General features: G+C 73.9%; 11 protein-coding genes. 9 read left to right on the plus strand and 2 right to left on the minus strand.

Features of this window, described 5'->3' with window-relative positions; translation table 11 throughout:
* Positions 1-141 precede the first annotated feature (141 nt).
* The 5 genes from ACYQ8Q_RS41240 (at position 142) to ACYQ8Q_RS41260 (ending at position 6,507) form a co-directional block, all read left to right on the plus strand.
* Positions 142-2,211: a DUF1996 domain-containing protein gene (locus ACYQ8Q_RS41240; protein WP_460073704.1), complete on the plus strand. Its 2,070-nt coding sequence runs from the start codon at positions 142-144 to the stop codon at positions 2,209-2,211.
* Between the two features lie 162 nt (positions 2,212-2,373).
* A complete protein-coding gene (locus ACYQ8Q_RS41245) occupies positions 2,374-4,074 on the plus strand; it encodes a hypothetical protein (protein WP_460072094.1) in 1,701 nt (566 codons plus the stop codon).
* An 84-nt stretch (positions 4,075-4,158) separates the two neighbouring features.
* Positions 4,159-5,505, plus strand: coding sequence for a diacylglycerol/lipid kinase family protein (locus tag ACYQ8Q_RS41250; protein ID WP_460073706.1), 1,347 nt, complete (start codon positions 4,159-4,161; stop codon positions 5,503-5,505).
* A complete protein-coding gene (locus ACYQ8Q_RS41255) occupies positions 5,498-6,070 on the plus strand; it encodes a phosphatase PAP2 family protein (protein ID WP_460072095.1) in 573 nt (190 codons plus the stop codon). Before ACYQ8Q_RS41250 ends, ACYQ8Q_RS41255 begins: the two co-directional genes overlap by 8 nt.
* A gap of 263 nt (positions 6,071-6,333) precedes the next feature.
* Positions 6,334-6,507: a hypothetical protein gene (locus tag ACYQ8Q_RS41260; protein ID WP_460072096.1), complete on the plus strand. Its 174-nt coding sequence runs from the start codon at positions 6,334-6,336 to the stop codon at positions 6,505-6,507.
* A 16-nt stretch (positions 6,508-6,523) separates the two neighbouring features.
* On the opposite strand, the gene ACYQ8Q_RS41265 is transcribed toward ACYQ8Q_RS41260, so the two are convergent.
* Positions 6,524-7,702 (minus strand): cytochrome P450, encoded by a 1,179-nt coding sequence (locus tag ACYQ8Q_RS41265; RefSeq protein WP_460072098.1) that lies wholly within the window; start codon positions 7,700-7,702, stop codon positions 6,524-6,526.
* A 138-nt stretch (positions 7,703-7,840) separates the two neighbouring features.
* Positions 7,841-10,267, minus strand: a complete 2,427-nt coding sequence (locus ACYQ8Q_RS41270; protein ID WP_460072100.1) for a C40 family peptidase — start codon at positions 10,265-10,267, stop codon at positions 7,841-7,843.
* Positions 10,268-10,703: 436 nt separating this feature from the next.
* Between ACYQ8Q_RS41270 and ACYQ8Q_RS41275 the strand changes: the two genes are divergently transcribed.
* The 4 genes from ACYQ8Q_RS41275 (at position 10,704) to ACYQ8Q_RS41290 (ending at position 13,585) form a co-directional block, all read left to right on the plus strand.
* Positions 10,704-12,053, plus strand: a complete 1,350-nt coding sequence (locus tag ACYQ8Q_RS41275; RefSeq protein WP_460072101.1) for a transaminase — start codon at positions 10,704-10,706, stop codon at positions 12,051-12,053.
* Positions 12,054-12,063: 10 nt separating this feature from the next.
* On the plus strand, positions 12,064-12,504 hold the full coding sequence (locus ACYQ8Q_RS41280; RefSeq protein WP_460072102.1) for an Lrp/AsnC family transcriptional regulator: 441 nt from the start codon (positions 12,064-12,066) through the stop codon (positions 12,502-12,504).
* A gap of 73 nt (positions 12,505-12,577) precedes the next feature.
* Entirely contained in the window at positions 12,578-13,186 is a 609-nt protein-coding gene (locus tag ACYQ8Q_RS41285) for a flavin reductase family protein (RefSeq protein ID WP_460072104.1), read from the plus strand.
* A 24-nt stretch (positions 13,187-13,210) separates the two neighbouring features.
* Positions 13,211-13,585 carry a hypothetical protein gene (locus tag ACYQ8Q_RS41290; RefSeq protein WP_460072106.1) on the plus strand — a complete coding sequence of 125 codons (375 nt, stop codon included), beginning with the start codon at positions 13,211-13,213 and terminating at the stop codon, positions 13,583-13,585.
* The last annotated feature ends 8 nt before the right edge of the window (positions 13,586-13,593 follow it).

Here is a 13,593-nt window from a genome sequence, read left to right on the forward strand (position 1 = left end):
GCGGGGGATTTCCATGCTTAGGCCGCCGACGACGAATTCGCGTAGGAGCACTCCTTGGTACAGAACAGACGCAGACGCCCGACGGGCGGCCGGCGGGCGACCCTCGCCGCCGTCGCCCTGATCCTCGGCGGCGGCGGGCTGATGGCGGTGAACGTCTACGCCTCGGCCACCTCCAACGGCGACACGGTGGAACTGACCGGCGGAGGTTCGGTCACCATCGACTGTCCCGACGTCGGCAACAGCCTCACCACCGTCCCCGACGGCGCCCGCTCCGAGGTCGACCGTGAACTCGCCGCCCTGGACCAGCAGATAGCCGCCGCCTACCAGCAACTCCAGGACCAGGCGCAGGCGGTACGGCAGGACCAGGGCTTCGCCGACAACGCGGTGATGAACCCGCTGAAGGAGAAGCGCGGCGCGACGATCGGCCGGATCGCGGAGGCCATCGACCGCGACGGCGACCGCCCGGACGGCCTGGACGCGCTCGCCGCCTGCTCCCTGCGCATCACCGAGGAGCAGAAGCAGCAAGGCGGGCAGGGACAGCAGCAGGGTCAGGCGCAGGGGCAGGACGCAGGCCAGGGACAGGGCTCGGCTCAGGAGCCCGGTCAGAACGGCCAGGGCAACGGCGGCCAGGCGGGCAACGGTCCCGTCGCCGGGGACTACGTCGACATCAGGACCGTCCCGGCCTCCCTCCACCTCGACCCCCGCTCCGGCCCCTCCCGCGGCACCTTCGTCACCAGCTGCGGAGTGAACGAGAACGGCCTGTTCAACTCGGACAACGTCATCGTGGCCCCCGGCGTCAGCAACGGCGCCCACCACTTCCACGACTACATCGGCAACCAGTCCAACACCGCCTTCGCCTCCGACGAGGACCTGGCGAACGCCGAGACGAGCTGTGTGGACCAGGGCGACAGGTCCACGTACTACTGGCCGGTCCTGCGGCTCCAGAACGGCACCGAGGAGCAGGACGCCAAGAGCCCCGGCGGCGGCGTCGAGGGCAACGCGGGCGAGATCGTCACCCCGAAGGACGTGACGCTGACCTTCGTCGGCAACCCGGTCTCCAAGGTCACCGAGATGCCCCGGCTGCTGCGCATCATCACCGGCGACGCCAAGGCCTTCGTCAACGGTCCGGGCAACGCCAACGCCTCCTGGAGCTGCACCGGCTTCGAGGAGCGTCAGCTGAAGGACAAGTACCCGCTGTGCCCGTCGGGCAGCGACGTGGTGCGCACCTTCCGTTTCCAGAGCTGCTGGGACGGCAGCAACATCGACAGCGCCAACCACCGCACCCACGTGGCCTTCGCCGCCCCGGACGGCACCTGCCCGACCGGCTTCAAGGCCATCCCGCAGCTGGTGCAGCGCATCGTCTACGACGTGGACGCGCCGAGCCTCGCCGACGGCGGCCGTACGACGCCGCTGTTCGCCGTGGACTCCTTCCCCGAGCAGCTCCACAAGCCGGTCACGGACCACGGCGACTTCATCAACGTCTTCGACGAGGGCCTGATGAAGCAGATGGTCGACTGCATCAACGAGAGCCGGAACTGCGGCGCCGGGACGGGTGACGACGGGTCCGGCGGCAACGGCGCGGGCGGCAACGGCTCCGGCGGCGGAGCGGACAACGGCGCCGGCAACGGATCGGACGGCGGTTCCGGCGGTGGCGGGGGCAACGGCTCCGGCAGCGGTTCCGACGGCGGGGCGGACGGCGGCGGCTCGGGCGGCACCTCGGGTGACGACGGGCAGCAGCCCCCGGCCCAGTCCCAGGCCCCCGCCTCCCAGACCCCCGAGTCCCCGGCGACCGAGCCCGCCGGCACGGAGCCCCAGAAGGGGAACTCCGGCAACGGCGGCGCTGCGGCCGGCACGGACACCCGCGACGACACCAAGCCCGACGCGGACGCTCCCAAGGCGGCCACCTCCGCCCCCGCCGGCAAGCCGGCCGGCGAGGTCGGCACCGCCGCGACCGCCCCGGCCCAGGCCCAGGCCCCGGCGGACACGGGCGACGACGACACCGGTACGCCGGCCCCGGCCGACAGCGCCACCGAGGCGCCCGCCGACAACGGCGCCCAGCCCCCGGCCGACACCGGCAACGTCACCGAGCCCCAGGCCGTCTCGGGCAGCCTCGCCGAGACCGGCGGCAACCTGTGGCCCGGGGCCGCCGGCGGCCTCCTGGTGATCGCCGGGTTCGTGGTGCTCTACCGGAACATCCGCCGCACCGCCTGAGACACCGGATCACGTCTGAGACACCGGATCACGGCAGAGGGGCCCGTCGCAGCGCCGACGGGCCCCTCACCCCGTACGGGTGCTCCCACCGCCGACCCACCGCCCCGGCACCGGCCCGCGCGGTATACGTCGCTCGAGCCGCCGCGCGACGATGGGAGCACCATGGAATCCGTGGAGTACTACTACGACCTCGGCAGCCACGGCCGGCCCGTGACGACCTCCTCCCCTCAGGCCCAGCTGTGGTTCGACCGCGGGCTGGTGTGGTCGTACGCCTTCCACCACGAGGAGGCCGTGGACTGCTTCGAGGCGGCGACCCGGGCCGACCCCGACTGCGCGATGGCGTACTGGGGCATCGCCTACGCCCTCGGCCCCAACTACAACAAGCCCTGGGAGTTCTTCGACGACCGGGACCTGGAGCGGACCGTGGCCCGCACCCACGCCGCCGTGGAGCTGGCCCACGAGAAGGCCGCCGGGGCGACCCCCGTGGAGCGGGCGCTGATCGGAGCCCTGCGCGCCCGCTATCCGCAGACCCGGCCCGCCCCCGACTGCACGGTGTGGAACGAGCCGTACGCCGACGCCATGCGCGCCGTCCACGAGCTGGCCCCCGGCGATCTCGACGTCGCCGCCCTCTACGCCGACGCCCTGATGAACCTGACCCCCTGGCAGCTGTGGGACGTGCGCACCGGCCGCCCCGCCGAGGGCGCCCGCACCCGGCAGGCCCAGGAGGTGCTCGACCGGGCGCTCGCCGATCCGGCGGCGGCCGTGCACCCCGGACTGCTGCACTTCTACGTCCACCTCATGGAGATGTCGCCCACCCCCGAGGCCGCCCTGCGGGTCGCCGACCGGCTGCGCGGGCTGGTGCCCGACGCCGGGCACCTCCAGCACATGCCCTCGCACCTGGACGTGCTCTGCGGCGACTACCGGCGGGTCGTCACCGACAACAGCGCCGCGATCGCCGCCGACGCGAAGGCCCTGGCCCGGTCCGGCCCGATGAACTTCTACACGCTGTACCGGTGCCACAACCTCCACTTCAAGATCTACGGCGCGATGTTCCTCGGCCAGTGCGGGACGGCCCTGGAGACGGTGGAGCGGCTGGAGGCCACCATCCCGGAGGACCTGCTGCGGGTGGAGAGCCCGCCCATGGCCGACTGGCTGGAGGCCTTCCTCGGCATGCGGTTCCACGTCCTGATCCGCTTCGGCCGCTGGGACGACATCCTCGCCCTGCCCCTCCCCTCCGACGCCGAGCTGTACAGCTTCACCACGGCGCTGCTGCACTACGCCCGCGGGGTCGCCCTCTCCGCCACCGGCCGGGTGCCGCGGGCCGAGACGGAACGTGAGCTGTTCCGGACGGCCGCCGGGCGGGTCCAGGAGACCCGCATGCTGTTCAACAACACCTGCGCGGACATCCTCGCGATCGCCGACGCGATGCTCGACGGCGAGCTGGAGTACCGCAAGGGCCGCCACGACCTCGCCTTCGCCGCCCTCGAACGGTCGATCGCCCTCGACGACGGTCTGCCGTACGACGAGCCGTGGGGCTGGATGCAGCCCACCCGGCACGCCTATGGCGCCCTGCTCCTGGAACAGGGCCGGGTCGCGGAGGCGGAGGCCGTCTACCGCGCCGATCTCGGGCTCGACGACACCCTGCCGCGGCCCTCCCAGCACCCGGGCAACGTCTGGTCCCTGCACGGCTTCCACGAGTGCCTGGTCCGCCGGGGCAAGGACGCCGAGGCCCGGATCGTCGCCCAGCAGCTGAAGCTCGCGGCCGCGCTGGCCGACGTACCCGTCCGGGCGTCCTGCTTCTGCCGACTGGAGCCTTCCAACGACCCGGCGGTCACACCGGGTTGCTGTGCCGTGGACAATTGACCGACTGCTGTCCAGATACCTCGAGGGGACCCGGAGCATGGCGGGCGCACGGTGAACGAGACGCTTTCGAAGTGGACCGCGGGGATGGCGGGCAAGGACGCCGTCACCCGCGCACGCAGATGGGCCCGGCTCGCCCTGGTCCTCGTCCTCGGCTGCGCGGCGGTCGTGGCGGGCGGCGCCGGGTCCGGGGGCTGGGTCGTCCTGCTCATCGGCCTCGCCGGTCTCGCCGTCGCCGGGGCCGGCGTGTGGTGGATGCTCGCCCGCCGGGGCGGCGCCCGGTTCCTGGGCGGGGTGCTCGCCGTGCTCGCGCCCGTGGGCGTGCTGGTCCTGTACGCCACCTCGGGACTGTGGGTGGTCGCGGTGGGCGCCCTCGCCCTGTGGGGAGCCGCCCTGGCCTCGGCCCGTCAGTCGCTGCGCAGTCTGCGCCGCCCCAAGGGCACCCACGGCCGCCGTGTCCCGCCGCCCCGCCGGCCCGTCCTGATCATGAACGTGCGGTCGGGCGGGGGGAAGGTCGAGAAGTACGGCCTCGTGGCGCGCGCCGAGGCGCTGGGCGCCAAGGTGGTCCTGCTCGGCACCGGCGAGGGCTGGACCGACCCGGTCGCGGAGGCCCGCAAGGCCGTCGCCGAGGGCGCGGACCTGCTCGGCGTCGCGGGCGGCGACGGCACCCAGGCGCTGGTCGCGGCCGTCGCCGCCGAGCACGACGTGCCGTTCATGGTCATCGCGGCCGGTACCCGCAACCACTTCGCGATGGATCTCGGCCTGGACCGCACCGACCCCGCGCTCAGCCTCGACGCCCTCACCCACGGCGTCGAACTCCGGGTGGACCTCGGGGACGTCGACGGGCGGGCCTTCGTCAACACCGTCTCCTTCGGGGCGTACGCGGAGATCGTGCAGAACCCCGAGTACCGCGACGCCAAGACCGCCACCGCGCTGGAGCACCTGCCCGACCTGCTCCAGGGCGCCGCCGGACCGACCCTCGACGTCCGCGCCGACGACACCCTGCTGCACGCCCCGCAGGCCCTCCTGGTCAGCAACAACGCCTACGCCCGAGCCGACCCGTTCGGCGGCGGCCGCCGCCCCCGGCTGGACGCCGGCCTGCTCGGTGTGATCGGCGTCCGCGTGGAGGGCGCCGCCCAGGCCGCCGAACTCGCCCTGCTCGGCGAACGGGCCAGCGGCATCACCACGCTCACCCCCCACCGCGTGGTCGTCGAGGCCGACCGGGACCGCATCTCGGTGGCCGTCGACGGCGAGGCGCTCGAACTGCCCACCCCGGTGGTGTGCACCGTACGGCCCAGCGTGCTCAGGGTCCGGGTGCCCCGGCACCGCCCCGGCGCCGCCTACGCGCCGCCGACGGTCGACTGGCGGCGCATCGTGCGTCTGGCCCTCGGCCATCACGACCCCAAGACGATCAAGGATGCCTACGATGTCTGACCGCCTGCCGAAGCTCACCACCCCGGACCTGGTCCACGACCTCGCCACCCTGGACCAGGCGCTCTACGAGACGGTCACCATCACCCGCACCCCCACCCTCGACACCGCGCTGCGCCGGCTGTCCGCGGCCGCCGACCACTCCAAGCTGTCCTTCGCGGTCGCCGCCGGACTGGCCCTCGGCGGCGGCCGCTCGCGCCGCGCCGCCGTCCTCGGCGTGGCAGCCATCGGGGTGGCCTCGGCGACCGCGAACCTGGTCGGCAAGCGGCTGGTACGGCGCCGGCGGCCGCACCGGGCCGAGGACTCGCCGTTCCCGGACCGTCATGTGCCCATGCCGGCGTCGGCGTCCTTCCCCTCCGGGCACACCGCCTCGGCCGTCGCGTTCGCCGCCGCCGTCGGCCCGGCGCTGCCGGCGGCCGCCGTCCCGCTGGGCGTGCTCGCCTGCGCGGTCGGCTACTCCCGGGTCCACACCGGCGTGCACTACCCGGGGGACGTCATCGCCGGCGCGCTCCTCGGCACGGGCTCGGCGGCCCTGGTGCTCTCCCTCGCCGCCCGCGCGGAACGCTGATCACCGCCTGCGGACGTCCAGGACCGTGCTCCCGGGCGCGAGGCCGCCTTGGCAGCCACCTCGCCTGCCAAGTCGGCCCTTTCGCCTCGTGTGCCTTGTCCGCGGTGACCAGTTCACGCCAGGTGAGCCGGGACCGCTCCCGATACGGCCGGAATCCCATTTTTCGCTACCGTGAGTAACATGGTCCACTTTCCTTCGACGTAGGTCCTACTCGCCAGTAGGTCCGCCCCCGACCACCCGTCATCCCGTTCGGAGGACCCCCCATGCCCTCTCCTGAGGACGCCCTGCACCAGGCCCGAGCCGCCTACGAGGAGCACACCCGCACCTGCCGCCAGTGCCACGTCGACATGTCGCCCTGCGCGGTCTCCAAGCTCCTCCTGCGCGCCTACAACAACGCCCGCAGGGCTCAGGGACGCACCGGCTCCGCGCTGCGCTGACGCGGCCGTCCGCAGGTCACGCCGGGACGGTCACCGCCAGGTTCCTGATCTCGTAGCCGCCGATCTCGTCCTTGAACGACACCCGCGGTACGCCGGTCATCCGCAGCCCGTCGAGCGCGAACAGACGGCTGAGCAGGACGTCCGCCTCCAGTACGGCGACGGAGGCACCCGGACAGCGGTGGGCGCCGTCCCCGAAGGCGAGCCCGGCCGCGCCCGCGCCCAGCCCCATCGCCCGGCCGGGGCGCAGCAGCCCCGGACCGTCGCCCGCCACCGCGGGATCGGCGTTGGCCTCGTCCACGTGCACCGTGATCAGCTCACCGGCCGCCACCTGCGTCCCGCCGACCGTCAGGGGCGCGGTGGCCCGGCGGGCCAGCCGCCCGACGACCGGCTCCAGCCGCAGGATCTCCTGCAACAGCGCCAGCCGCTCCGCCTCGGCCGCCGCCCGGTAGCGCTCCAGCAGCCCCGGGTCGCCGAACAGATGCCAGGCGGCCACAGAGATGAACTCCCGTGTGGTGACCATGCCGGCCGCCGCGTACGTCAGACACTCACCGAGGATCTCGGCCTGCGAGCAGCCCTCGGCCAGCAGATGCGAGATCAGGTCGTCCCGCTCCCGGCGCCGGTGCGCGCGGATCGCGGGGCGGACGTCGGCGAGATGGATCGCCAGCCAGTTGGCGTTCCCCCGCACGGTCCAGTACAGGCCGCGCAGGCTGGTCAGCCCCGGCCGCCCGAACTCCTCGGGGAAGAACCGCTCCAGCCGCCGCTTCAGCCCCGGGCGGCTGTGCGTGAGCCCGATGATCTCCCGCACCACCTCGATCGCCATCGTGAAGCTCAGGTCGGACACCTGCGCGGTACCGGCCGCCCGCAGCGCCGCCACCTGCTCCTCGGCCACCCGGGTCATGAGCGCGCGGTAGTGCTCGTCCACCCGCCGGGGCGTGAAGAACCGGGCGGTCCGCCGCCGCTGCTCCCGGTGCTCCGGCCCGTCCTGGTAGAGCACGGGCCGACGGATGCGCCGGGGCAGTTTCTCCACCGTCTCGATCCCGAGACCCGCCTGGACGGTGTCCGTGCCGCGCAGCAGCTCACGGGCGGCCGGGTACCCGTGCACGACCCAGCTCCCGTCGGCCGCACGGCTCACCGGGCAGCCAGGCGGACCGAGCCCCCGGTCCACCTTGCGCACGCTCTCCGGTACGTCCCCCACCGGGACCCCCTCCCCTCACACGGCCATGCCAGTGTGACGGCGGCGACCGGCCGCGCGACGGCCTTCTTCCGGCCAAGCGCGCGGTGCCGGTGGGGGACCCGGGTGGGGCGGCGCGGACCCGGGGTCCGTCACCTCATGTCACGCGGGCCGTACGGCACCCCGGACCGTGCCCTCGCCGACGGCCATGATGGGCTCCTCGCGGATGGTCGCGCCGGGGCCCGGGGCGTGGATCATCATGCCGCCGTCCGTGCACAGACCGACATGGCTGAGATCGTCGTGGAAGAACACGAGGTCACCGGGGCGGAGTGCGTCGAGACCGACCCGGGTGAAGGCCTTCGCCTGGTCGATCGCGACCCGCGGCAGCGTCACTCCGGCGGCCCGCCACGCGGCCTGGGTGAGGCTGGAGCAGTCGTACGACTCCGGTCCGGTCGCGCCCGGAAGGCAGGGCCGCCCGATCTGCGCCCGAGCGAAGGCGAGCGCCTTGTCGGCCTTGCCGAGGTAGGCGGTGCCGGTGCCGGCGAAGGTGGGGCCGGCGGGGGCGGGCATGGGCGCCGGGGTCGGCATGGGGGCGGCTGCGGGCATGGGGGCCGAGGCCGGGGTGGGAGCGGTGGCCGCGAAGGCGGGGTCGGTGAGCGGGTCCATCGGCGGTGCCATGGGGGCGGGAGCGGGCACGGGGGCGGGAGCGGGCATGGGTGCGGCTGCCATGGCCGGGGCTGCCATGCCCGGCATCGCGGCGGCCGGGCCGGCAGCGGGGACCGTCATGCCCGGCATGCCCGGCATCGGTCCCGCCATGGTGGCCGCGGGAGCCGGGAAACCGGTCATGGCGGCGGCACCCACGAGTTCGGGAGCGGGGAAGCCCGGGGTGGGCGCGGGGGCGGCCGGGGCCGCTTCGGGCATGAGCGTGCCGTTCGGCGGAGTCCCGGGACCGGCCTGCGGCATCGGGGTGCCGACGGGGGGAGTGCCCATTCCCGCGTCGGGCATGGGGAAGGCGAACGAGCCGGTCATCGGGCCGGCCGGGGCCATCGGCGCACCGGCGGAGGGTACCGCCTCGGGGTACGGGAAGCTGAACGGCGGCTGCGCCACACCGAATTCGGAGGGCGGGAAGACCGCGCCGGGAGCACCGCCGGCGGGCATCGGGGTGCCCGGGGCAGGTGTGGCGGTGGCGGCGCCGGGCATGGGGAAACTGAACGAACCGCTCGCGGGGCCGTTCTGCGCCGGGACGGGCGCCGGGGCGGAGTCCGGCATGGGGAAGGTGAACGAGCCGGTTCCCGGGCCCTGTTGGGGCATCGGGGTGCCCGGGGCCGGGGTGGCGTTGCCCCCGTCCGGCATCGGGAAGGCGAACGAACCGGTGCCCGGGCCGGCCTGCGGCGCGGGAGCGCCGGGCGCCGGGGCCGGCACGGGGGCCGGAGCGTCGAAGTCCGGGAGGATGAACGTGCCGGTCGTGGGGTCGACTTCGGGCATCGGGAAGCTGAACTGGGGCTTCGACGCGCCGAATCCGGACTTCTGGAACGCGGGCGCGGGCCGGGCGCCCCGGGCCGCCGCCTTGGCGGCCCCCGGAGTCATGATCTTGGCCTCGGGCATCTGGTCCGTGCCGCCCACCACCGGCTGCGGGCCCGTGTCGGAGCTCAGGACGGCCTGCGAGGACGTGTTCTGACCCGCCCACGCGGCCGTGGCCTCGGCTCGGTACGCCTGCTGCGCCGCGGTGTCCCCGGGCCGCGCCACGGGGGTGGCCGGGGGTCTCATCTGCTGGGTCGCCAGAGGCTGGGCGGCCATGGCCTGAGGAGGAGCGGCCTGAGGGGGCGCGGCCTGAGTCGCCATGGCCTGCTGAGCCATCGGCTGGGGCGCCATGGGCTGAGGGGTCATGGGCTGAGGGGGCATGGTTTGCGGCGCCATGGGCTGCGAGGCCATGGCCTGCGCCGTCCCACCCGCCTGCGGCGCCATCGGCTGCTGCCCCACCATCGTCTGAGGCGTCATCGGCTGGGGCGCCATGGCCTGGGGCGCCATCTGCTGCGGCACCATCGGCATCGCCATCGTCGCCGCGGGCGACGGCTGGGAAGGCGGGGACTGCTGCGGCGCCGCGGGCTCCAGGGCCGCGGGGGCCGGCCGGGCCGCCGTGGGCATCGGCTGCGTGGCGGGCGGCAGCGCGGCCACGGCCCGTGCCGGGAGCTCGGGGACCTGCCGTGCGGGTGCCTCGAGTTCGAGCCGTCGGCCCGATTCCAGGGCGAGCGGCGCCGACCGCTTCTCGAACGCCTCCTCCAGCTCCTTCGGCACCCGGGGAGCGGCGGGGCCGCCGATGGGGCGGGCCGGCATCCGGTCGGCCGGGAGGGCGGCGGCCACGGTGGGACCGATGCTGCCGCGCGCCCCGTCGAACCACTTCCGGGTCATGGCGTCGGTCGACGGGTCGGACCCGCGTCCGCCGCGCGCCAGGGAGACCCCGGAGCGGCGCCCGCCGGCCTGGGCACGCGTCACGTTGTACTTCCCGGTGTCGCTCTCGGCCCGGTCGTACAGCGCGTTGACCGCCTGCTGGATCTCCGCCCGGCTCGGCTCGCCGACGTCCGTCGCCATGGAAGACGTACTCCTTCCGTGCTCCGCCGGGCCGTACCGGCCCGCGGATCCGGGCGACCCCACGGAGGGGGTGCCCCAAGCTCAATGCCCTGCCGGGCTGTTGGGCCGTCCGACCCGGCGTTCGTTCGCCGGAGTCGATCGTGCGGCCTGGGCGCAAACCTAACCAACATGTGTGACTGGTGTGAAGATTGAAGTGTTAAATGTCCGATACGTATTCGTGACCTTCGTCTCTCGCCTCTTCGCGCCGATCCGCAATGACCGGTTCACCACCGTTCATGATCGCTCACGATCGCCGCGAAGACCAGCCCCGGGCCCCGAGGGCCGACGCTCGATTCGAGCGTCGCCACGATCGAATCGAGCGTCGCCGCTTGCCGTCGCCGCGCGGGCGACCGTAGATTCATCCCATCCAGTCGCCCGATTCGACCAGGGATGTGCCATGGACCGTGCCCGAATCCGTCATCTCCTGGCCCGCGAGAGCGCGGACGCCGAGCGGCGCAACCCCCGTTCCCGGGACGCCTACGCCCGTGCCGACCATCTCTTCGGCCGGGTGCCGATGACCTGGATGAACAAGACGGCCGGCGCCTTCCCCCGGTACCTGGAGTCCGCGCGGGGGGCCCGGGTCCGGGACATCGACGGGCACGAGTACATCGACTTCTGTCTCGGCGACACCGGCGCCATGGCGGGCCACTCGCCGGCCGCCGTCGCCGACGCCGTACAGCACCGCTTCGCCACCCTCGGCGGTGCGACCGCGATGCTGCCCACCGAGGACGCCGAATGGGTCGGCGCCGAGCTGACCCGCCGCTTCGGTGTGACCCGCTGGAGCTTCGCGCTCACCGCCACCGACGCCAACCGCTGGGCGATCCGCCTCGCCCGGGCCGTCACCGGCCGACCGAAGATCCTGGTCAACAGCTACTGCTACCACGGCAGCGTCGACGAGTCCCTGATCGTGACCGGACCCGACGGCCACGGCGCGCCCCGCCCCGGCAACGTCGGCGCCCCCTGCGACGTCACCCTCACCAGCCGGGTCGCCGAGTTCAACGACCTGGACCACCTGGAGCGCGAACTCGCCCACGGCGACGTGGCCGCCGTACTGATGGAACCCGCGCTCACCAACATCGGCATCGTCCTGCCCGAGCCCGGCTATCTGGAGGGCGTGCGCGAACTGACGCGCCGGCACGGCACGCTGCTGATCAACGACGAGACGCACACCTTCTCCGCCGGACCGGGCGGCTGCACCGCCGCCTGGGGCCTGGAGCCCGATGTGCTGACCATCGGCAAGGCCATCGCGGGCGGTGTCCCGGCCGGCGCCTACGGCCTCTCCGCGGACCTCGCCGACCGGCTGCTGGGCCGCGCCGACCTGGACCTCGTCGACATGGGCGGGGTCGGCGGCACCCTCGCGGGCAACGCGCTCTCCGTCGCCGCGACCCGCGCGACCCTCGAACACGTCCTGACCGACGACGCGTTCGCCCATATGCACAAGCTGTCCGAACGCTTCGAGGCGGGCGTCCGCGCGGGCATCGAGGCCCATGGACTGCCCTGGTCGGTCAGCCGCCTCGGCGCCCGGACCGAGTACCGCTTCACCGACCCCGCGCCCCGCACCGGCACCGAGGCCGCGGCGGCCGGCGACACCGAGCTGGAGGACTTCCTGCACCTCTACCTCGCCAACCGGGGCATCCTCCTCACCCCGTTCCACAGCATGGCCCTGATGTGCCCCGACACCACCGAACAGGACGTCGACACCCACACCGGCCTGTTCGCCGCCGCCCTGGCCGAACTGGCCGGCTAGGCCCAGGGACATGGACGACATCGACCGCGCCATCCTGCGCGAACTCCAGACCGACGGACGCATCGCGTACGCCGACCTCGGCCCCCGGGTCGGGCTGTCCGCCTCCGCCGCCCGCCAGCGGCTGCAACGCCTGCTGGACTCCCGTGCCGTGCAGGTCGTCGGCGTCACCGACCCGATGGCCATGGGCGGCCAGGCCATGGCGCTCCTCGGCATCACCGTCGACGGTGATCCGCGCCCGGTCGCCGACGCGCTGGCCGCCCACCCCGAGGTGGTGTACTCGGTGCTCACCTCGGGCGGCTTCGACCTGTTCGCCGAGGTGGTCAGCCCCACCGCGAAGGACCTGCTCGACTTCGTCAACGACACCGTGCGGCCCACCGAGGGCGTCAGCGGCGTCCAGTCCTTCCCCTACTTCGCCATCCACACCCACCGGTTCCTGTGGGAGGTGGGGTGACCTGGGACGACCCGGGCGGGCCTCGGAGGACCTGCGGGAAGCAGGGCGACGACGGCGCCGTAGGGTGGCCGGTATGCGCGTTGACCTCGATCCCGAGTCCCTGGGCGCGGGAGCCTTCTACCGGCTGCTCACGGCCGTCGTAGTCCCCCGTCCGATCGCCTGGGTGTCCACCCTCGCCGCCGACGGCACGACCGCCAACCTCGCCCCGCACTCCTTCTTCACCGTCGCCTGCACCGACCCGCCGATCGTCCAGTTCACCTCCGTCGGCCGCAAGGACTCCCTGCGCAACGTCGAGGCCACGGGCGAGTTCGTCGTCAACTTCGCACCCGAGCCGCTCCTCGCGCAGATCAACGCCACCGGCACCGACTTCCCCGCCGACGAGGGCGAGTTCGACGCCGTGGGCATCGAGCGGGAGCCCTCGCTACGGGTGAAGCCGCCCCGCGTGGCCGCCTCGCCCGTGGCGCTGGAGTGCCGGCTGCACTCCACCCTCGGCATCGGCAACTCCACCCTGGTCCTCGGCCAGGTCGTGCACGCCGCCGTACGCGAGGACGTCCTCGTGGACGGTCACCCCGACGTACGGCTCTTGCGGCCCCTGTCCCGGCTGGGCCGCAACGAATGGGGCACCCTCGGCGAGGTCCACGACCTCGCCCGCATCGCCTACCGCGACCGGCCGCCCTCCTGACGTCCGCCGCCCTATGATCGGATCATGACGAGAGCGGTGGCGAGAGCGGTGACGGAGAAGGCGGGCGCGGACGGCTCCTGGCGTTCGCTGTGGTCGAAGAACTCGGCACTGTCGATCGGCTCGGTCGACTCGTTCCTCTCCATCGGCTCCGTGGGCAGCTCCCTGTCCGTCGGCTCCGTCGGCGGCTTCCTGTCCGTGGGGTCCGTCGGCTCCGCCGTCTCCGTCGCCTCCGTGGGCTCCTGGCTCAGCGCCGGCTCGGTGCTGTCCGCCCAGTCGACCGGCGCGGTGCTCGCCTGGCGCACCCGGGCCGGCGGCGGCCGCGCGATCGGCGCCGCCGCGGTCGCCCTCGCCGGAGCGGCGGTGCTCTGCGCCTGGCGGGCGAGCCGTCCGGCGAAGTGACCGCCCGG

The sequence above is a fragment of the Streptomyces sp. YKOK-I1 genome (assembly GCF_054660435.1).